The organism is Paracoccus sp. MA, from assembly GCF_020990385.1.
Classification (GTDB): Bacteria; Pseudomonadota; Alphaproteobacteria; order Rhodobacterales; family Rhodobacteraceae; genus Paracoccus.
Map to the genome: position 1 here is coordinate 340,990 of NZ_CP087597.1, position 21,428 is coordinate 362,417.

Here is a 21,428-nt window from a genome sequence, read left to right on the forward strand (position 1 = left end):
GTAAGGCTAGGGCACTGATCTGTCATAGGACGTGGCTGATCGCAAACCTTGTGTCTGTGATCAAAAGGAGCCTCCTATGCAGACCACGATTGGCGTGGGTTCGCCCCAAGCCGTGAAGCGGTGGGCCACCGCCCTCGCGAGCGATACCGAAAAGCTGATGTTCTTCTCCCGCTTCATCGGGAAGGACGACTCCAACATCATCGAGCGCAAATCGGAGCTGGAAGGCGACGCGGGCGATACCGTCAAGTTCGACCTGCTGATGAACCTGCGCGGCGAAATGACCTACGGCGATGATGTCGTCGAAGGCAAAGAGGAAAACCTGTCCTTCTATCAGGACGAGGTGAAGATCGACCAGGCCCGGAAGGGCGCCGACGCCGGCGGCCGCATGTCGCGCAAGCGCACGCTGCACGATCTGCGCCAGGCCGCGAAGCGTGCCGTGTCCCGCTACACCGCCGAATGGTTCGACGAACTGTTCTTCGTCTATCTGTCGGGCACGCTGGCCGGCACCAACCCCGATGCCAAGGTCAAGACCGCATTCGCCGGCAACGCGGTGCAGGCCCCCGACGCCTATCACATGGTCTATGGCGGCGCCGCGACCTCGGCCGCGACCCTGACCGCGGCCGACACCATGTCGCGTGACCTGATCCAGCGTCTCGCGACCATGCCGCGCATGATGGCCACCAAGAACCCGGACGTGACCCGCATGTCCCCCGTGACCGTCGAGGGCGGCGGCAAGCACTTCGTGCTGCTGATGAACCCCTGGCAGGCTCACTCGCTGATGACCGAGAAGGGCGAGTTGTCCTGGGGCGACATCCAGAAGGCGCTGGCCACGGCCGAGGGCCGCAGCAGCCCGTTCTGCAAGGGCGGCCTGGGCATGCTCAGCGACATCGTGCTGCACCAGCACGAGAACGTGCGCTACTTCAGCAACTACGGCGCCGGCGGCAACGTGGGCGCGGCCCGTGCGCTGTTCATGGGCGCCCAGGCTGGCGTGGTGGCCTATGGCGAGGCCGGAAACGGCACCCGCTTCCAGTGGGAAGAAGAGCTGAAGGACGCCAAGAACCGCGTCGCCATCTACGCCGGCGTCATCGCCGGGGCGAAAAAGACCCGGTTCAATGGCTACGACTATGGCGTCGTGGCCGTGGATACCGCCGCCACCGACCCCAACCCGGCCATCGCGGCCTGATGATCGAAGGCCCGGCCCCGCGCCGGGCTTTCCTTCCGCAACCCGCCATCAAGGAATCCGCTCATGGCAATCAAGAAGTCCAAGATCACCGGGGGCATGGCGCGCCGCCAGATGCCGTCGCCTTATGTGGCGCACCAACCCGTCACCACCATCATCACGCACGAGTTCAGCGAAGCCGTCGCCTCCACCGACATCCTCGAGCTTGCAGCGCTGCCTCCCTATTGCAAGATCGTCTCCATCGAGATGATCGGTTCTGGCACGGGCGCGACCACCTTCACGGTCGGATTCATGTCCGGGGAGTTCGGGTCGAGCGATCCGGCCCGCACTCTGGGCAACGAACTGTTCAATGCCGTGGCGGCTGGCGACAAGGCTGAAGCGGCCATCCCGGCGCTGGCCGCGCTGGCCGTAACGGATTCGATCCGCTCCATCGGGGTTCGCCCCTCCGCCAACGTCGCGGCAAACCCGGCAACCAAGCTGCATTTCCGCATCAGCTACGTCACCGGCTTCGCCTGATCCACCGTTCCGGCCCGGCGTGCATCTGCACGCCGGCCACCCATCCCTCTAGGAGACTCCCCGTGAAAATCGAAAGCATCCTGAAGCGCGACGGCGGAACCAAGGTGACGCTGGGCACGACGCGCTATCACTTCAAGCCCGATGAACTGGATCGGCACGTGGCCGAGGTCGAGAACCCGGACCATGCCAAGGTGTTCCTGGGCATCCCCGAGGGCTATCGCTCGCTCGACCCGCTGCCGCTCCAGCAGGTTTCGCTGGACGAGGCCATGGCGGTGCTGAAAGCGCAGTTCCCGAACGCCGATTTCTCGGCGCTGACCTCTGCAGCCGCCACGCCCGCGCCGACCGGTGATGCAGAGCCGGCCGCCGAGCCGGAAGGCACCGATCCGGACGAGCCCGACGAGGACGACGAGGACGAGGGCGAGGCATCGCAACTGGCCGATCTCTCCGACGACGAGATCCGCGCCGAGTTCGAGAAGCTGATCGGACGGAAGCCCCACGCCAACATGCTGCGCGAGAACATGGAAGCGCAGATCCTCGCCGCCCTGGCCGAAACCAGCAAGTAAGGAGATCGACGCATGGCCTTCACCGCCGCCGATGTGATGCGCCGGGCATCGACCATCCTGCAGGATGGCGATGCGGTGCACTGGACCGCGACCGAGTTGCGGGACTGGCTGAACGAGGGCATGCGCGCCATCGTCACCGTCAAGCCGAATGCCACATCCGCCACCGCGACGCTGAGCCTGGTGCAGGGCACCAAGCAGACCCTGCCGGCGACCTATACCATGATGCACAAGGCCGTCCGCAACACCGGGGGCAAGGCCATCAGGACGCTGGCGCGACGCGAGATCCTCGATGCCCAGATCCCCGACTGGCACAGCACCTCGGGCTTGCCGTTCCACGCTGTCGTGGACATGGTGCTGCAAGACCCCATGAGCCTGCGCGAGTTCTATGTCGTGCCGGGAAACACCGGCTCCGGTTCCATCGAAGCTATTGTCGGTTTCGTGCCGGTCCCGATTCCCTTGCCCAGCACCGGCGTTCTGGACGTGTCCAGCTATACCACAGTGGTTCCCTTCGATGACATTTATCAGGGAATCCTGCTGGATCTGGTGCTGTTCCGGGCCTTCTCGAAAGACAGCGCCGCCCCGGATGCGGCGCAACGGGCGCAGGCGCATCTTGGTCTGGCGCAGGCCGCGTTGCAGGGGCTCGGGTTGGCGCAGGGCGCGATGAGCCTCGCTTCCGTTTATGGCGCCCCGGCACAGTGAGGTGAGCCACCATGCCCGTCACCATGAAGCGCACGGCGGCATTCCTTCCGCTGATCCTGCCGTTCTGCCCGGAATGTCCTGATTTCCTGGCCGAGCAGCACGCGCGCTTCGCCGCTATCGAGTTCTGCGAGCGGTCGCGGGCATGGCGCCATCTCACCACTGTCTCGCTGCCCGAGGGTTCGGCCGGGGTCGGCGTCATGGTTGCGCCCGACACCGCGGCGATCCATGAAATCGAGTTCGCCGAGATCAACGGCAAGAAGCTGACGCCGGTGCAGTTCAGCACCATCGGGGCCGCGCCGGAAGGCCGACCGGAGTATATCACCCAGACGGCGCCGAACGAGGTCCGGGTGCTGCCTTTCGAACCCGGATCGCTTGAGATTTCGGTGTTCCTCAAACCGCTGACGGGCAGCCAGTATGGGACCGATCCGGAAAGCCCGCTGTTCGACCGCTACAACGTGGTGCCCGATTTCCTGGTGGACATGCACGGCGCCACAATCGCCGCCGGGGCTCTGGCGGCACTGTTGAGCATCCCGGACGAGCCGTGGACCGACAAGAAGGAAGCGGCGAAATACGAGGCCCGCTTCCGGGAGAAGTTGGACAGCGCGTTCCGATGGAACATGCGCGGCCAGCAGCGCGCCCCGATCCGCAACATGTCGCGGTGGTTCTGATGGTCCGGCTCACGCTCCAGAACTTCAGCGGCGAGATCCCCCGGAAAGACCCGGCCTATCTGCCCGATCCCAATGCGGTCGAAGCCAGCAACCTGAAACTGACCGGCGGAACGCTGCGGCCCATGCGGACCATTGCGCCCGAGTTTACGCTGCCGGCCTCGTCCTTTTCGCTCTATCGACACAAGGGCAACTGGTATGCCTATCCCTCGCGCGCGTCGTTCGTGCCGGGGCCGGTGGCCGATGACCGTCTCTATGCCACCCGCGACAATGGAACGGGCGCCGTCATAGCCGGGCCGGTCGGTTCGGTAGATGCTGAATATCCCCTCTCGTTTTCGCGCGTCGTCGCGGCACCCGCTGTGTCCGGCAGCGGCCCGGTGGATAACGATCTGGCCGAGATCGTGAAATATGCCTACACGCTGGTGTCCACCTTTGGCGAAGAAACGGCCCCGTCGAACCTGAGCGTCGGTGTGAAATTCAATGAGGGGCGGACCATCACGCTGTCCGGCTTGCCGCAATCGGTCCAGATCAACAACCGGTTCATCGCCGCCAAGCGGATCTATCGCAGCCAGACCAGCGCCGCCGGCGTCACCGACCTCTATTTCATCGCGCAAGTCGGGATGGGTCCGGGCACCGACACCTTCCAGGACGTGTGGGGCGTAAACGACATCCAGGAGCCGTGCCCCACGAAGCACTTTTCGACGGCACCAGGCAACATCCGGGGCCTGACCGGCATGCCGAACGGGATCATGGCGGCCTTCCGAAATCGCGAACTGCTGTTCTGCGAGCCCTACCAGCCCCATGCCTGGCCCGAGTCCTATCGGCTCTATCTGGATTACGAGATCGTCGGCATGGTCGCGTCAGGCACCTCGCTGATCGTGCTGACCAAGGGCATGCCCTATATCGTCCAGGGCTTGCACCCCGAGAGCATGGCGCAGACCAAGATGGAAACCATCCTGCCATGCGTATCTGCCGACTCCATCGTGGACCTTGGAACGAGCGCGATCTACGCCTCGAATGACGGGCTGGTGCAGATCAGCGAGGCAGGGGCGCAACTGATCTCGCAAAGCCTGTGGTCAAAGGACGAATGGGATGCCCTGACACCATCCGATATTCGCGCCGGCCGATACGGCCAAGCCTATATCTTCAGCTTTCAGACCGCGTCGGGCGCCCGGAACGGCTATATCGTGGACCCGGGCGATGGCCAGGCGACGCTGACCCGATTCACGCGTTGGGTCCGCCTGTTCTGGAACGACCCCACGACAAACGACCTGTTCATGCTGGAACCGAACGGGACCCAGATCAACCGTTTCGATGCCCCTGGCGCTGCTGCCGAAAACTTCGTCTGGAGGTCCAAGCCGTTCCGCTTCACCGATCCTATCGGCTTCTCTGCCATCATGATCGAAGCCGCGGAGAGTTCGACGCCGGCGCAGCGCACAGACATGGTTGTCCTGGCCGAGGACCAATTGGCCATCGCTCTGGGCAATCTGCAGGTCGGGATAGACCCAGACCCCCATGATCTGGTCGTGGACGTTCCGACTGCCAACTTCGTCTCCGAAACGACGAACGCCCTGACCATACGCATCGGCGCGGGCGCCTCGGAGAACTTTCGCATCCGGCTCTACGGCGACGGGGCCTTGATCCACACGGCCGAGACCGCCGCGAACAAGGTGCAGCGCGTTCCCAGCGTGAAATGCCGGCAATGGCAGATCGAGATCAGCGGCACCGCCGAGATCATGCGGCTCGCCATGGCGCAGAGCGCAGAGGAACTCTGGGTATGAAGCGCGCCATCAACCAGCCCCGCGAGATCCAGGCCACCCGCACGCAAGAGCTGCTGGGCGAACGGGGGCCGAAGGAGAACCATGCCGTGCGGCACGGCGACATGCCGAATCTGCTGGCCGACGCGCTGAAGGTTGCGAGGCTGGAAGCGATCAAGCAAGCGCGGAAGGCCGCGGCCGAGGCCAGCGGCATTTACGGCATCACGTCCTTCTCTGTCGCAGATGTTCTGGTGGGTAACTCGCGCACGCAGTCCAATCCCCTGACGATCCTTTCGGAGACCGTCGCGGGATTCGAGGACGGCGGTTTCGTCGCGGCGTTCGAGGGATTTTTCGACAACACCCACGTCTCGCGGTCGTTCGGCGACATCGTGATGCTGGTCAATGGCACGCAAGCCGCGCACGTCCGCATCGGCGCGAAGATCTCCGACCCCGCCGAGGGAATCAGCTCGATGGTGCCCTTTTCCCTGACCTGCGTCTTCAACACCCCGAACGTGGCCCCGACCATCGAGGTGCGCGCCTATGCGTTCGATGCCGACAATGAAACCACGGCCGCCGCGGGCTTCTACATTCGCGCCGGGCGCCTTGTGATCTCGGGGGCGCAATGATGGCTTACGCCTGGACCAATACCGATGCAGACTGCACCATCGTCGGATCGCAGCCCCCGGCGAACGGCGTGACCTTTGTCGAGGTCCAGGACGGCACCGATCCGGGTGCGATCTTCATCGCCGCCGATGGCACGGCCAAACCCGTGCCGCCCAGCCCCGGCCCCCGCCTTCACTTCTCGCCCGCCGCCGGCGCATGGATCGACCCTCGATCCGAAAAGGAATGCTGGGACGAGTTGCGGCGCGAGCGCGACGCGCGACTCCGCTCCTGCGATTGGACCCAGGCCTCGGACGCCCCGCTCTCTGCCGAGCAGCTGGACGCGTGGCGCACCTATCGACAGACGCTCCGGGATTTGCCCGCCGCGACCCAGAACCCCCGCAACCCCGATTGGCCGCTGCCGCCGGCCGTATAGAGAGGAATCGGCATGAGCACGAAATTCGTCACCACCAGCCAGAAGCAGATCCTGGCCACCGCGATGGCGCTGACCCAGAGCCCCGGCTTCATGGAGGACGCGCGCGCCATTGCCGCTTACCAGAGCGGTTTCGAGGGGAATCCGGATTATCTGAAGGCGGTGCTGGTGTTCGAGGCATTCCGGCCGAACCATAGCGCCGAGTTCCATTTCGGCATGGCGTTCAACCGGCCCGTCTCGCTGGAGATCATCCAGATGGGGATCACGGTGGCGTTTCACCCCAAGCTGTTCAATCTCGACCGGGTGATCACGAAAACGCCCGTCGAGAACGTCAGGGCCATCTGCGGCCTGCTCAAGATCGGGTTCCAGATTCAGCACCGCGAGAACGGCGCACTGGCGGATGGCGGCGATGTGATCGTGTCAAGCCTGAGCCGAGATGCGGTCATGGCGCAGGTCAAGCGGGCCGAACCGGAAGTCGTGCAGACGGAATAGGAAAGGAAAGACCATGGGCGGCGGAAGCGCACCTGATCCAGATCCGAACATCGGCCTTGCCGCCCTGAAAAGCGCGGAGACCGGCGAAGCCATGCTGGGCTGGATGCGGGATCAGGCCGATATCACCAACGAGTGGGCTGCGGCCGACCGCGAACGCTGGGAGACGGTGTTCCGCCCGCTCCAGGACAGTTACATCAGGGAAGCGCAGACTTGGGACAGCGCGGCGCGCAAGAATGAGGCCGCGCAGCAGGCGGTCGCAGACGTGCGTCAGCAGGCCGCTAATGCCGAGGGTGCCCGGGTGCGGCAGGCGATGGCCATGGGCATCAACCCCAATTCAGGTCGGTTCAACGCCGGGGCCCGAGAGGCGTCGCTGAACGAAGGCCTTGCGGCTGCCGGTGCCCAGAACGTTGCGCGCCGCCGGATCGAGCAAGAGGCCGAGGCCAAGCAGGCGAACGCCATCAACATGGGCTCGGGGCTGGCCGTCAACCCGGCCACCAGCATGGGATTGTCGAACGGCGCGATCCAGGCCGGTGGCGCCGGTGCCATGCATGGATTTGGCCAGCAAGGGCAGCTGCTGAACACGCAATATAACCAGCAGCTGCAAAGCTGGCAGGCGAACCAGAACAGCATGAGCAGCCTCATGGGCGGCCTTGGAACTGTCGCCGGCATGATGCTGTCGTCGAAGGACGCGAAGACTGACAAGACGCCGTTGCCGGATGGTGTTGCGCTGGGGGCGATCCGCAAGATGCCGGTCGAGAAATGGCGCTACAAGGAAGGCATGGGTGACGGCCAGGCGCATATCGGCCCCTACGCCGAGGACTTTGCAGCGGCGACGGGGCAGGGGGACGGCAAGACCATCGACGTGATCAGCGCCCTGGGCGTTACGATGGGCGCGATCCGCGATCTGGACAAGAAGGTTGATCATCTGTCGAGGGAGAGGAAAGCGGCATGAGCATCATGCAGTTCCCGTGGGGCGCGATCCGAAGGGAAGCGTCCAGCGCGACACCACAGCCGTTGAATCGTCCCACGAGTTTTGCCCAGTTCGTCGCGGGCGGTGGCGGTGGATTCTCCGACTTCCGCTGGACGGGCGACGGCCTGCCTCTGACCGCTGGTTCGCCGCAGGGAATGAGCTTCGCGCAGTTCGTGGCCCAAGGCGGGGGCCGGTGGGCGGATTTCAGGGGGCGAGACCGCGTTGCCCCCGCGGGTCAGCAATCGTCCGGATCATCGGGGGAATAGCATGGCATTCGGAACGTCATTCGGTGCATTCGTCGAGGGTTTCGACCAGGCGCGCCGGTCGAAGAAGGCCGATGCGGAGCGGGAAAAGACCAACGCGATGAACGACCGCCTGTTGTCGGTCATGGAAAAGCAGGACGCTTCGGCCGCGTCCATGATGCCCATGCTCGGCGCGATCCGCGACCTCACGGGCGCCATCGCCATGGGCCAGGGCAGGGGTGGCGGATCGATCGGGTTCGGGCGCCCCTCGTCCAGTGGCGGGACGGCGGGCGGGGACAACAGCCTGGCCGGGCTGCTCAAACGGTATGAAGGTGCGGGCGATTTCGACACGCTCTATGGCCATGCGCAGAACGAAGGCGGCCGCTTTGCCGGGGTTCGTCCGTCGCAGATGACTCTCGACGAACTCGATGCCTTCGACAAGGAATATGGGCAATGGGTGGCCGAGCGTAACGGGGGCGTCGTCGCAACTCCGGTTGGGTTCGGCCAGATCGTCGGCACCACGCGACGCAACGCCGCGAAGGCGATGGGTCTGTCTGGGGATACGGTGTTCTCGCCCGAGGTCCAGCAGGCAATGGTTGACCACCTTGCCTGGAACCGCGTCAAAGGCGTCTCCGATCCGGCGGCGCGGCGCGCCGCTCTGCGGCAGGAATGGGTCGGGTTCAGCAAGGCCCCCGACGCCGATGTTGATGCGGCCATCGAAAGCATCATCGCAAAGCATCAGCCCGCCCTGGGCGCGATCAGGTCGTAAAGGAGACGCACCATGGCAATCGGGAATGCACTTCAGGCCGCGGTCAACGGGTTCATCGGGGGCCGGCAGGTCAAACACGGCTGGGAAGATCGCAAGATCGACCAAGCCCGGCAGAAACGCATCGACGAGCTGCGCGAGAACGCCGAGGCCCGCGCCCAGCAATCGCACGAGATGGACCTCGAGACGGGCGGCTTACTGAACACCGCCCGCCGCCAAGCCATTCGCCAGACCGATCTGGATTGGGGCGACAGCCAGTCGCTTCGCGGCGTGCTTTCCCAGGCCGATCAGGCGGCTGCGGCCGGCATGGAGGGTGCCCGCGCTCCCGATCTCTCGGCTAGCCTCGACCCCGCGACCGTCTCGACCAGCGGGGGAGGGTTGCTGGCCCAACAGATCGCCGATGCTCAGCGCGCGGCAACCACGCCGGTTTTGGACGCGATCCGTCCCGCAGCGGCCGATGATCGTGCCCAAGCCATTGCAGAGCATCGATCCGGGCAACCCGCCCCGGCAACTCCTACGGTCGCGCGTCGCCCCCAGAGCTCCGCAGTTGATCCCGCGGAGGCCGCCGGTGCGGCGACCAGGCCCGCGCTGGGGGCGGTGCGGCCCGCGGCCTCCGATGATCGCGCCCAGGCGATAGAGGAATTCCGCACCGCGCGGGCAACGCCTGGCGGCCCGCGCCCGCTCGCATCCACGGGCTATGTCGATCTACTGCGGGTGCGGCCCGATGGGATGTTCATAGCCAACCGCGCCCCGCGCACCGACGAGGAAAAGCGGGCGCTGCTGGAAGCGGCCAAGGCCGGCAAGCTCGCAACCAGCACCGACCGGGTCGCCCAGCAGCGCGAGATCGACGCGAATACGGCGCTCGATATGCCCTATAACTGGGGCGAAGAGGGCAACCTGGTCCGAGACCTGGATCGGGCCGGCCGGCTCGGCCGGCGTGCAGCGAACGACACCCTGGCCCGCACCGGCGAAATGGTGGCCAACCAGGCGATTGGCTCCGTCCAGCGCATTAATGCCCCGCTGCAGGCGGCGTCGCGCTACGCCACGGGCGAGGATCTGATCGGGGCGCCGCAGCGTGTGGACCTGAACCGCGACGGGAGCAGGGAAAGCATGGCCACCCCGTTGGCGCAGTCCTGGGGCGCCATTCGATCCACCGCCACCCGCTCCCAGCCCGCGAAAGCGCCGGCGCCGAAGCACGCGCCGGCCGCCGCCGGCGATGCGGCGTCGGAAAGCGCCAAGGCCACGTCAGACAGCGCGGCGCGGGTCATGGACGAGGTCACGAAAAGCCCGGCGATGAAGGCAGCGACCGAGGCTGTGCCGGCGGCCGTGCTGGGCGTATCCAAGTCCCGGCCCATGACGCAGCCCCAGCGCGAGAAGGCGGCAAAAACCTACATGGAATCATATCGCGAGAACGGCGCGCCGCTGGTGATCCGAGAATTGATGCGCCAAGGCCGGCTGGCCGATGCCCAGAACTTCGACAAGTGGGTGAAGGACAGCCGCGCGCAGGAAGGCATGACGGCATGGGGCAGGGGCATTTTTGCCGCCCTTCAGGGCGATTCCGATGGCGCGGCAGATGCATTCATGGACGCCTACAATGCCTCGGGCTATTTCGACGATGGCATGGACGTGGTGAAGGAAAAGAGCGCCCTCATCAAGGACGAAGCCGGTGAAGTCGTCGGCGTCACCCTGACGATGCGCGACCAGGCGACGGGGCGAGAGTTCACCCAGACCGACAGCATCGACGGCTTCATCCAGAAGGCGGCGTGGATCACGTCGCCGGAGAAGGCGTTCGAGGCATCGCAAGCGCGGCTGCAGGCGCAGCAAGAGGCGCTGCTGAAGGCCGATGAGCAACGCCAGAAGGTCGCAAATGACCTGATCACCACCAACTATGCCAAGACCGTGGATCTTGCCCGGGATATGTTCGCCAAGAGCCAGGCCGCGGCGAAGGAGGCCCGTGAAGCGGCGATGCTGACCGGTGCCGATGCGGATGTGCCCCCGCCCATGACATGGGACGAGGCCATGGCCGAGGCGCAGCGCCTCATGACCGAGGGGCCATCCAGCGCGGAAGATCCGGCCGCCGCAATCCCGCCCGTGGTGGCGCGGCGCGGTCAGTAGCAGGTGGTGTTCCCGTATTCCCGAGCCTGCAGCAAATCTCCCACAGGTTGATCTGTCAGTCACCGGCATCGACAATTGCCCCACCGTGCCCCTTGTGCGATAACCGGGGCACGGCATCATAGGACGTGGCGCCCCCATTCCAATCCTTTGGGGTTCCTATGGCTGTCACCGTCTCCGGCACTTCGCCGCTTTCCCATGCTCTGCAATCCCTTGGGGTCCAGCGGCCCACGCCGGAACAGAAGCCCGATCCGAAATCGGCGTTCGAAAGCTTGTCTCGCGAAACCAATGTTCCGGCGAATGTGCTGATCGCTCTGGACGAGGCCAGTGGTGGTGCGGGCGATCTGGACAAGGCGCGGCGCCACGCGGCCTTCCTCGGCGAAAAGCTGGCGGCAGGGGCGAAGATCGAGGATGCGGTTGCCGAGCTGGCCGGTGATGCGGAGCGCGCCGCCGGGCTGATGAACCGCAGCTATGACATTGCCGACGAACTTTATCCCGAGCCGGTCGAGCCGCCGCGGGAACCGGGCATCGGGACCGATTTCGCCGACTTCGCGAAGTCCTTCGGCGCCGGCGCGATCAATGCCGCCGGTGGCGCGGTGCAGTCGCTCGGGGCCATCGTTGACGATGGAATGCGACAGGGCGCACGCCACGAGATCGAGGCAGCCGGCGGCGATCCTGCCACGGTCCAGGGCGAATCCGTGGTGCGTAGCGGCTCGCGCGCTGCGGCCGATGCGGTGCGCGGCGTCGGTGACGATCTGCGCGGCACCATCTCCGAGCGGGGTCAACGCGCCCTGGAAGGGTTCCAACCCGGCGGCGAGCTGCTGGACCCATCGTCGTGGACCTTGGGCGACGATCCGTCTGTTCGCGGCGCGCTGCTGCAGACCGCGCAGGGCCTCGGCTCCATGGCTCCCATTGTCGCGATGCCCGGGCCCGCCGGGGCCGCCGCCTTCGGCGCACTGTCGGCGGCAGGGGAAGGCGCGGAGTCCGGCCGCGAGTTCGTTGAGCATGCGCGGGGCCGTGAAGGCGAGGCAGGGCCCGCCTATATCGAGGCGCTGCCCGGTTATCGGGCGCTGCGCGATCAGGGCATGTCGCACGAGGATGCGGCCGAAGAATTGGCCCGCCAAACGGAATCCGAATCCGGGGCATGGCAGATGGTGCCCGGGGCCTTGGGTGGCGCCGCGACCAACCGGATCATGCGCGGCGCCGAGGGCGTGCTGAACGCTGGCGGGCGGGCGGCGCGAGCGATCAAGAAGGGCGCGGCCGGCGCGCTGGAGGAAGGGGTTCAGGAAGCCGTCGAGGGCATGGCGTCGGCAGCCGGGATCGAACAGGCGACGGGCGGCGTGGTGAACACCCAGCAGGATTCGTTCGCGAATTTCCTGCTAGGTGCCATGACCGGCGGCGGCATGGGCGTTGGGGCCGGCCTGGTCAGCCGAGGCGAGACGGATCGAGAGCAGGCCGGGTTGCCATCCGATCCCGGCGACACGACTGATGCTATGGCGGAACCGGATGTGCCGCTTCTGCCGGCGCCGGGAAGCGGCGGCACGATCTTCGGCCAGTCGTCCACCCGGCAGGAGCCGGGCAGCTTCGACCGCGATCCCAGCAACCCGCGCCGCGCTGCTGCGGATCAATCCGGGGCCGGCGCGCAGTTCCGACCGACCGAGCCGCCGCCGGTGCCCCAGGTCGATCCGGCCGCGGAAGCCGTGAGGGCCTTCACGGCGCAGCCCGATACCATGGACCTGCCGGCCGATGCGCCGGTTCTGCCCGAGATCGAGGGCGAGTTCACCGAGTTTCCATTGATTTCCGATACCGGCCCTGACGGCAGCGGGGCCGGTGCAGTTGCCGCGCCGGGAAGCGAAGCCTCCCTCTCGGTCGTGCCCGGCGCGGCAGCGACGAATCCCATCGTTCCGGGGCCGGCCGCCCCCGCCGGCCCGGTCGAGCGGATCGCGCAAGGCATCGCCGCCGCTACGCCGCCGGCGCTCCCGGCGCCGCCAGCCCGCTTCCCGGACCAGAAGCCGGGCAGCGCGGTTCGCTTCGGAGATCCGGCATCGGGCCAGATCATCGACGGCGTGTTCCTGGGCGAGACCGACAGCGGCGCGCGTGTGCGTGTCCAGGGCCGGGAAATCGACCTGACCCCGGAACAGTTCGACGCGGGCCGCGATGCGGTCGCGCAGATCGAGGCGGAACAGAAGCGCGCCGAGGCCGAGGCAAAGGCGGCGGGGAAGGCGCTGCCCGCACCTCTGCGCCCCGCGACCCCAACCCAGCAGGAGGCACCCGCAAATGTGGAACCCAGCGGCACAGGGCAAGCGCCCGATGCAAGGAACCGTGATGCCGGCGTTCGGATGGATGATGTCGGCGCAATCGGCAGTGAAGGACCTCCGCCGGGCCGGGGTGTTGAGCAAGCGGGAGGCCCGGAAGATCAGGGCATGGCTGCGGCAGGGATGCCCGCCGGTGCGGAAGGGCAGCAGCCTGGACCTGGCGGTCTGGGCGGTCTGGATGTGGCAGATGACCCCGGGGAACTTCGCGGATCACTGAACTCACCGGGTGGCGCTGGTGTTGATGTGAGCGAACCGGCTGTTCGTGAGCAACAAGCCGATTTGTCTCGCGCGAGCGCGCAACAAGCGGCGCAGGAATGGCCCTGGCGCGGGAAGAAGATGAACAGCCGCACGCGGGGCCGTGCCATCGCCGACTATTTCGCGCCCGGCAATATCGTTCCCAGCTACGGCGGCGGGCATGACCGCGTCGTCTCATTCGACCCGAAGGCCGGAGCAATTACCGTCGAAGCGGTCGAGCAGCGCGACGACGAATGGGTGCCGGCGGGCGAGCGCCGCGTTCATAGCACCTTGCCCGAGGATCGCGCCTTGGTGCGCGGCCCGGTGGCCATGCCGCCCAGCAAGATCGACGCGGCCGCCGCCGAGGCGCATCCCGAACCGACCGATGGCCAGAAAGAGGCCGGGAACTATCGCAAGGGCCATACGCGCTGGAACGGGCTCGATCTGACCATCGAGAACGCACGGGGCAGCGAGCGCCGCGGCACCGGCCCAGACGGCACGGAATGGTCCGTGACCATGCCGGCGCATTACGGCTATTTCAAGCGCACCGAGGGAGCGGACGGCGATCACGTCGATTTCTACATGGGCGAGAACCCGGACGCGCCGCATGCCTATGTCATCGACCAGGTGGATGCCGAGACCGGGGCCTATGACGAAGCCAAGGTGATGCTGGGCTTCGACAGTGCGGCAGAGGCGCGGGCGGCGCACGGGGCCGCGTTTTCGGACGGGCGCGGTGCGGATCGCCTGGGCGGCATCAAGAAAATGACCGTGGCCGATCTGAAAGACTGGCTCGCGAACGGGAACACCAAGAAGCCGGTTTCAATGCGGGCCAGGCGCGCCGCGGCAGAAAAACCCGCGCCGGCGCCCCAGAAGCGCCCACTGATGAACTATGTCGCCCAGCAACTCGGGGGCATCTATCCCCGTGGCAAGGCCGCGGAAGAACTGCGGCACCGGGGCGTCAACAGCCGCACCGCGCCGGGTCTGTGGCGCAGGGCAGGGCACACGGATCTCGACAACATCCCTGCCGCCGATCACCCTGACCTTGAGGCACTGGTCGGCCGCTCCGACGATGGCATCTATCTCGACCCCGGTCGCATCATCGAGGCGCTGGTCGAGGAAGTTGCGGGCCGGCCGCAGCCCCTGGGCGAGCAGGCCGTTCTGCAGCAGGAGGTCCGGGCCCGCGAGGAAGCGGCCGATCATGCCCGGGCGCAAGAAGCGGATCACGTCATCGTGTCGCCTGCCGACGATCCCAGGCCGGCGGATGAGCGCCGCAGTGGCGTCGAGGGCGCGGTCGATGATTTTCTTGCGAAATATGCGCCTGGTGCTTTGACCGAATCCGAGCGCGCGGATATTATCGAAACCCTGATCCGAGGCGGCGGCGACATCGACGCGCTCGTGGTCGAAACCGCCAGCCGGAGGCCGATTGATGACGATCTACGAGCAACGGAAAGCGGATTGGGAGAAATCCCGTTCGGAGATGCTGACGGCGGCGAACGATCCGGCGCGGAGCGAATCCGCGAGGACGGAGGCGAGCCGGCGAGTAGCGATCCTGGACGGCTGCCTGCGGAAGAACGCGGAGCGGATCGCGAAGGCCAGCGCGCCGGCGTAACGCCCGCGACCGAGGCAGGCAATTCTGCCGTCGATTGGCTGCGCGAGAAGGCGCAGCACGATCCCGCCCAGGACGAAACGATCACCGTCACCCCAGAGATGGCCGAAGAAAATGGGATTGAGCCCGGTGACTACCTGGTTCGCTACTCCTTCTTCCGCGGGGAAGTCCCCTATCGTATGAAGGCCCAGCTCCGGGGAATCCCGGATCGGACTGATTTTGCGCTGTCTGAGTTCATCCGCTTCGGAAACACCCGCGCGACACAGGACCGTCTGGAATACACCAAGGTCGAGCGCGAGCGTGTTGCAGCGCCCGCGACCGAATCCGGCGCAGACGGCAAGCCCCAGACGGTGATCCCTGGCGCGGAACGCAGCGAAGCGCAGGCACAGCAGGCCGATGCGGACCGCACCCGGTCGGAGATGCAGGCGCGCCAGCAGCAGTCCAAGATCCGCCGCGCCGGCGGCAATGACGGTGACGCCGGGCCGCTGTTCGATACCCAGAATGATCTGTTCAGCGCGCCTGCGGCCCCAGCCGATCCGGCCAAGGGCAGCAAAATCGAGGACTTCGGCGAGAAGATCACCGGCGCACGGAAGGACGTGTGGGCCAGCTATGCCGACCAGATGCGGGACGCGGCCGAGGTCGATGTATCGGCTGAGCCGCTGTCGAAGTCCTGGCCCGCGCCGGATTACGAAAAGCTGATCGCGGCCGGGGTCGAGCCGTGGAAGGTGTCGTTCATCCGCGCCGCGCGCGACAGCATCCCGAGCAAGCCGCAGAAATCCTGGCGGCTCAGCGGATGGGTCGAGGCGGTGACAGCGATGCGCGGCCTCGCCCGCGACGTGATGGACGGAAAGGTTTCCCAAGAGCGCCTGCGCGACGCCCTTCTGGCTGGTGGCAACCGAGCCACGGGCGACATCATGGGCCAGATGAAACTCTACGAGGCGGCCGGCCACGGCAAGAGCCTCAAGGGCATGACGTTCGGCCAGGTCAGCTATACGATGCTGGCCGGGACGCGCTACAACCCGCCCAAGACGTTCTGGGAGGTTTCTCAGAAGGCGAAGGCGACGGCGTTCTCGAACATGCCGCGGACCATAGCCCGGGCCGAGACCGAGGCGGGTGCGATCGAGCAGTTCAAGCAGGCCTATGGCGGGCTGGACCAGCAGCAGGCAAAGGCGTCGAAGGCCCGGAAATGGCTGATCCATTCACATGACGGCGGCAGGTTCTTCACGGTCGGGACCAAGATCGGCAGCAGCTACATCCAGCTGCGCCGCATCGACGGGATGGGCCGCAGCGAGGCCATCAAGGAGGCGCGCCGCATCGTCGCCGAGGAATCCGAGGCGCTGCAGGAGCAGCTGGACCGCCTGCGCGACATTCCGGCTGACAGGAAGCCCGAGAACGCTCCGCGCGTGGGGATCGACCATCGCAGCGGCGCCGATGTGACGCCCGAGGTCTTCGGCGAGACCTTCGGATTCCGCGGCGTGCAGTTCGGGAATTGGGTCGGGGGCGGGCGCCGGCAGCAGGATCTGAACGATGCCTTCGACGCGCTGATGGACCTGGCCGGCGTGCTGGATATTCCACCCCGCGCCCTCTCGCTGAACGGCACGCTGGGCTTGGCCTTCGGCGCGCGCGGCACGGGCGGGGTGTCGCCAGCGGCGGCCCATTACGAACCCGACCAGGTGGTCATCAACCTGACGAAGATGAACGGCGCCGGTTCGCTGGCGCATGAATGGTTTCACGCCTTCGACAACTATTTCGCTCGCGCCGCGACCGACAAGAAGGGCAACTACATCACAGATCGCGCGGTCGGCACCGGCGCCCGCGTCGAGGGCGTGCGGCCCGAAGTCATGGACGCCCTTGTGGTGCTGCGCCGCGCTATCGCCAAAACCGGCCTCAAGACCCGCTCGGCCAACATCGACAAGACCCGCAGCAAGGCATACTGGTCCACCGGAATCGAGATGCACGCCCGCGCCTTCGAGTCCTATGTCATCGCAAAGCTGCAAGACCAGAGCATCGCCAACGACTATCTCGCGAATGTGGTTGAGGGCACTGCCTGGCAGATGAAGGCCGAACTGTCCGGGCTTGGCGACAGCTATCCTTACCTCAAGCCCGACGAGATCGAGGTCGTGCGCCCCGCCTTCGACGCCCTGTTCAACGCCATCCAGACACGCGAAACCGACCGGGGCGTCGAACTATATCAGCGTGACATGCGCGAGCCTGTGGCGACGCTGGCCGGCAACGAGTTGGGCGAATGGTCTGACATGCTGGATTTGCAGCGCAAGGCGCGCAACTGGTATCGCGAAAACCTGCAGGGCAAGTCCGTCATCAACAAGGAAACGGGGTGGGAAATCCGCTTCACGCGCGTCGCCAGCGGGAAGATCGGCGGCAAGCGCCTCGACTATCTGCTGCGCGCGGTTCCGGGGCTGGAAGCCATCATCGCGAACGCTCAGCGGATCGGGGTCGCCGAGATGGATCGCTACGGCCGCCAAGGGATGAAGGCATTCCATCGGTTCGTTGCCACGATCTCGGTCGGGGGCGATCAGAAGCAAGTTCATATCGTTGTTCGGGAAATGGAAGATGGTCGGAAATTCTACGACCTGAACCTTGGTGCAGATGTCAGCGCCCGAACCGCGGAGGGCTCGATGGACGCCCGGCTGGGCCGAGCGGAGCCAGAATTACAAATCGGCGCTGACAAGCTGAATTTAAGCGTAGACGGCCCCAAAATCAACCCGGTGCCCGCCTCGGCTCTACGCGGAATCGCTGAAACCGTCTCCGATGTTCTGCGCCGGCACGGGCTGGCGGGGCGTGTCTCTCCTAAGGTTGTCCGCGGCCTGCTGACGGCCGCCGAAGTGCCAGTCACCGGTTCCTATCGCGGCGGCGCCATCACGGTGGACGCCGGAGCTGCCGACCCCAGGCACGTCATGCGCCACGAGATCATCCATGCGTTGCGCGACGCCGCGCTCTGGGGGCGCCGCTATGGCCTGTTCACGCCCGAGGAATGGCGAGTGCTGGCGCGGGCGGCTCGCAGCAGCGCGACTCTGCGCCGCGCGGTCGAGACGGCCTATGCAGACCTTTCGACGGTCGGTCAGACCGAGGAAATGATCGCGGAGATGTATGCGGACTGGGCTCGGGACCGCGACGCGAATCCGCCCGGGCCGCTGCGTGCCGCTCTGGAGCGCATCCGGTCCTTCTTCCGGGCGATGGCATCGGCACTGCGCGGCGACGGTTTCCAAGATGCGGCTCACATCATGGAGCGGATCGCCTCGGGCGAAGTGGGCGGGCGCGGGCCGGCTGGACCCGGCGGCGGCCGCGACGGCACGGTGGATGCGCCATCCAAAGAGCAACGCGACATGGGCGCCATCAAGGCGCAGCTGTCACGGTCCAAGGGCCGGGCGCTGGGGATGATCGGTAACCTGCACTGGAAGAACGCCTCTGGCTTCTTCTCGTCCTTGCTGACCGACGCCATGGGTCGGAACGACACCTGGAATATCCTTTCGCTCGTGCCAGGGCATCCGCTGTTCGAGGAATTGGGAAAGGGCATGCCGGCGGCGCAGAAATACCTGCGCGAGAAACAGGCTATGGATGCGTGGCGCAATGACTGGCAAGCCCGGGCTGCGGCCGTGGTGGACGGCTGGACCCGCAAGGCCAGGAAGAACCCCGAGGCCAACGACGCCCTGATGGACCTGATGCACGCCAGCACCTTGGCCGGTGTCGATCCCAGCCGGGAAGGATCGTGGCGCCGTCCGGTGGATGATGAGGCGCGGCGCGTTCTGGCCGGCCGCCCGTCGCCGGCACAATCGGAATGGGCGCAGATCAAGCTGAGCGAGGCGAACGACCGTGAGCGCACCTGGCATCGGCTCCGGGCCGATTTCGATGCGCTGCCCGCCGAGTTCCGCGACCTCTACCAGCAGGTGCGCGATGAATATGCGGCCATGGCGGACGAGCAAGACGCAGCCCTGATGAGCAACATCCGCACAGCGTCGCGGATCGCGGTCAAGCGCGCGGATCGCGAGCATCGCAAGGAACTGCAGCGTATCAGAGACGAGGGCTTGACGGGCCAGGCACGGGCCGAGGCCCTGGAAAAGGCGAACAAGCGCAAGACCGACGCCCATGCCCGCGCGGCGCGGGGCGGCGGCGCCCGGCTGCAGCAGCTTCGCCAGATGTTCGAGTCCAACAGGTTGGCCGGGCCATATTTCCCTCTCGCCAGGTTCGGCAATTATTTCGTCACGATCAGGGACTCGGAAGGCAAGGTCACGTCCTTCAGCCGATTCCAGACCGAGCGCGAGCAGAGGGCCTGGATTCAGACGGCAACAGAACGAGGCATGGGGGCGGTCGAGCATGGCGTGCTGGGCGGTGACGCGAACCTGAAGGGCAAGGTCGATCCCACGTTCGTCGCCGAGGTCGAAAGCCTGCTGGCCGACGCCGGCGCGTCCGACGAGATGATGGATGCGGTCTGGCAACGCTGGCTCGAGACGCTGCCGGACCAGTCCGTCAGGACGGCCCGGATTCACCGCAAGGGCCGGCTCGGGTTCAACAAGGATGCGATCCGGGCCTTTTCCTCGGCGATGTTCCACGGCGCCCATCAGACCGCGCGGTTGCGCTACGGGTTGGAAATGGAAGATTCGCTGGATGATGCCGAGGATCAGGCCAAGCAGGACGCGAACCCGAACCGGGCCGGGTTCGTCGTGCGCGAAATGCGCCAGCGGCACGCCTTCACCATGTCCCCGACCAACAATCCGCTGGTGTCCTCGGCCTCGGGCCTGGCCTTCGTCTGGTATCTGGGCATGAGCCCGGCTTCGGCCATCGTCAACCTGTCGCAGACCACCATCGTCGGGGTTCCGTTGATGGCCACCCGCTTCCGCCGCGCCGGCGTGACCGGCACCGTGGCAGAGCTGGGCCGCGCGCTGCGCGATTTCGGCGCCGGCCGCGGCTGGGCCGAGCGTTCGGAGCGCCTGACGGCCGACGAAAAGGCGGCGATGAAGGCCGGCTATGACCGGGGCGTTCTCGACAAGACACAATCGCACGACTTGGCCGCGGTGGCGGAATCGGGCCTCGAATACAATCCGACCCGCGAGAAGGTGATGCGTGTCATCGGCTGGGGCTTCCATCACACCGAACGCATGAACCGCGAGGTGACATTTCTCGCTGCCTATCGCATGGCGCGCGCCGAAGGCTTGGGACAGGCCGAGGCGGTGGACGAGGCCAGCCGGCAGGTCTGGAAGGTTCATTTCGATTACCAGAACACCAGCCGGCCGCGCGTGATGCAGTCGGACATGGGCAAGATCTTGACCACGTTCCGCAACTTTACCGTGAACATGCTCTATCGGCTGTTCCGGGACACCCACCAGGCGTTTGCCGGCGCCGACGCCGAGACGCGGCGCGAGGCGCGGGCCCAGCTGATCGGCATCTCGCTTTCGATGTTCGCCCATGCCGGCATCAAGGGTGTCTGGGGCTTCGGCATCCTGTCCATGCTGCTGGGTGCGGTGCTGCCCGGCGACGACGACGATTTCGAGAACTTTTTGCAGGACGCGCTGCTGATCGAGGGCGACGGCGCCGGCGTGGCGGCCTGGAACTGGATCATGGGGATGGTGCTGAACGGGGTGCCGGGGACCGTCCTCGACATGGACCTGACAAACCGCATCGGCATGCCCGATCTTTGGTTCCGCTCGCCCCAGAGGGATCTGGAGGGAAAAGACCTCTGGTCCTATTACGTCGAGCAGGTCGCCGGCCCGGTCGCCGGCATCGGTGGAAGCGTCCTGACCGGCGCAAGCATGCTGGCCGATGGCCAATGGCTGCGAGGGGGCGAAAAGATGGTCCCGAACTTCGCCGGTGATCTGCTCAAGACCGTGCGCTATGTCGGGGACGGCGTGACCACCTATCACGGCGATCCGATCCTCGAGCGGGTGAACCCGTATCAGGCGCTGGTGACCGCACTCGGCTTCACGCCGGGCGAGATTTCGGAACGCTACCGCGCGAACAACTGGCTGAAGAACCAGGAACTCAAGCTGGAGCGCCAGCGCAAAACCATCACCGCCGATATTGCCCGATCCATCAAGGACGGTGAGGGCGTTACTCCGGCACTCGCGACGCGGGTGCGGGAATGGAATGTGCGATATCCATTCTATCCCATCACGGCCGACAGCCTGCGCCAATCCATCTCTTCGCGCCAGCGCATGAGCCGGCTCACGCAAGGCGGGGTGAACCTGAACCCGCGACTGGATCGGCACCTTCGCGAGCAGGTGGCCCCGCCCGTTCACTGAGCGCTGGACCAGCTCATGGCCAAT

Annotated in this window: 14 protein-coding genes; all 14 read left to right on the forward strand. The window is 66.1% G+C overall.

Annotated features, from left to right (window positions below; genetic code table 11):
• Positions 1-76 precede the first annotated feature (76 nt).
• The 14 genes from LOS78_RS01825 (at position 77) to LOS78_RS01890 (ending at position 21,404) form a co-directional block, all read left to right on the forward strand.
• Positions 77-1,183, forward strand: a complete 1,107-nt coding sequence (locus LOS78_RS01825; protein WP_230376623.1) for a N4-gp56 family major capsid protein — start codon at positions 77-79, stop codon at positions 1,181-1,183.
• A 63-nt stretch (positions 1,184-1,246) separates the two neighbouring features.
• Complete coding sequence (locus LOS78_RS01830; protein WP_230376624.1) at positions 1,247-1,696, forward strand: hypothetical protein; 450 nt, start codon at positions 1,247-1,249, stop codon at positions 1,694-1,696.
• A gap of 62 nt (positions 1,697-1,758) precedes the next feature.
• Positions 1,759-2,259, forward strand: a complete 501-nt coding sequence (locus tag LOS78_RS01835; RefSeq protein ID WP_230376625.1) for a hypothetical protein — start codon at positions 1,759-1,761, stop codon at positions 2,257-2,259.
• Positions 2,260-2,271: 12 nt separating this feature from the next.
• Positions 2,272-2,958 carry a DUF6682 family protein gene (locus tag LOS78_RS01840; protein WP_230376626.1) on the forward strand — a complete coding sequence of 229 codons (687 nt, stop codon included), beginning with the start codon at positions 2,272-2,274 and terminating at the stop codon, positions 2,956-2,958.
• Positions 2,959-2,969: 11 nt separating this feature from the next.
• Positions 2,970-3,626: a hypothetical protein gene (locus tag LOS78_RS01845; RefSeq protein ID WP_230376627.1), complete on the forward strand. Its 657-nt coding sequence runs from the start codon at positions 2,970-2,972 to the stop codon at positions 3,624-3,626.
• The gene (locus LOS78_RS01850; protein WP_230376628.1) at positions 3,626-5,404 is read left to right on the forward strand and encodes a hypothetical protein; all 1,779 of its coding nucleotides are present in this window, start codon (positions 3,626-3,628) and stop codon (positions 5,402-5,404) included. Before LOS78_RS01845 ends, LOS78_RS01850 begins: the two co-directional genes overlap by 1 nt.
• Complete coding sequence (locus LOS78_RS01855; protein WP_230376629.1) at positions 5,401-6,006, forward strand: hypothetical protein; 606 nt, start codon at positions 5,401-5,403, stop codon at positions 6,004-6,006. Before LOS78_RS01850 ends, LOS78_RS01855 begins: the two co-directional genes overlap by 4 nt.
• Positions 6,003-6,416, forward strand: a complete 414-nt coding sequence (locus LOS78_RS01860; RefSeq protein ID WP_230376630.1) for a tail fiber assembly protein — start codon at positions 6,003-6,005, stop codon at positions 6,414-6,416. Before LOS78_RS01855 ends, LOS78_RS01860 begins: the two co-directional genes overlap by 4 nt.
• 12 nt (positions 6,417-6,428) lie before the next feature.
• Positions 6,429-6,905, forward strand: a complete 477-nt coding sequence (locus LOS78_RS01865) for a hypothetical protein (RefSeq protein ID WP_230376631.1) — start codon at positions 6,429-6,431, stop codon at positions 6,903-6,905.
• Positions 6,906-6,918: 13 nt separating this feature from the next.
• Positions 6,919-7,857 (forward strand): tail fiber domain-containing protein, encoded by a 939-nt coding sequence (locus LOS78_RS01870; protein ID WP_230376632.1) that lies wholly within the window; start codon positions 6,919-6,921, stop codon positions 7,855-7,857.
• Entirely contained in the window at positions 7,854-8,141 is a 288-nt protein-coding gene (locus LOS78_RS01875; protein WP_230376633.1) for a hypothetical protein, read from the forward strand. The genes LOS78_RS01870 and LOS78_RS01875 overlap by 4 nt, the downstream gene beginning before the upstream one ends.
• A 1-nt stretch (position 8,142) precedes the next feature.
• Positions 8,143-8,886 (forward strand): hypothetical protein, encoded by a 744-nt coding sequence (locus tag LOS78_RS01880; protein ID WP_230376634.1) that lies wholly within the window; start codon positions 8,143-8,145, stop codon positions 8,884-8,886.
• 12 nt (positions 8,887-8,898) lie between these two features.
• Entirely contained in the window at positions 8,899-10,998 is a 2,100-nt protein-coding gene (locus tag LOS78_RS01885) for a hypothetical protein (protein WP_230376635.1), read from the forward strand.
• Positions 10,999-11,156: 158 nt separating this feature from the next.
• The gene (locus tag LOS78_RS01890; protein WP_230376636.1) at positions 11,157-21,404 is read left to right on the forward strand and encodes a PLxRFG domain-containing protein; all 10,248 of its coding nucleotides are present in this window, start codon (positions 11,157-11,159) and stop codon (positions 21,402-21,404) included.
• The last annotated feature ends 24 nt before the right edge of the window (positions 21,405-21,428 follow it).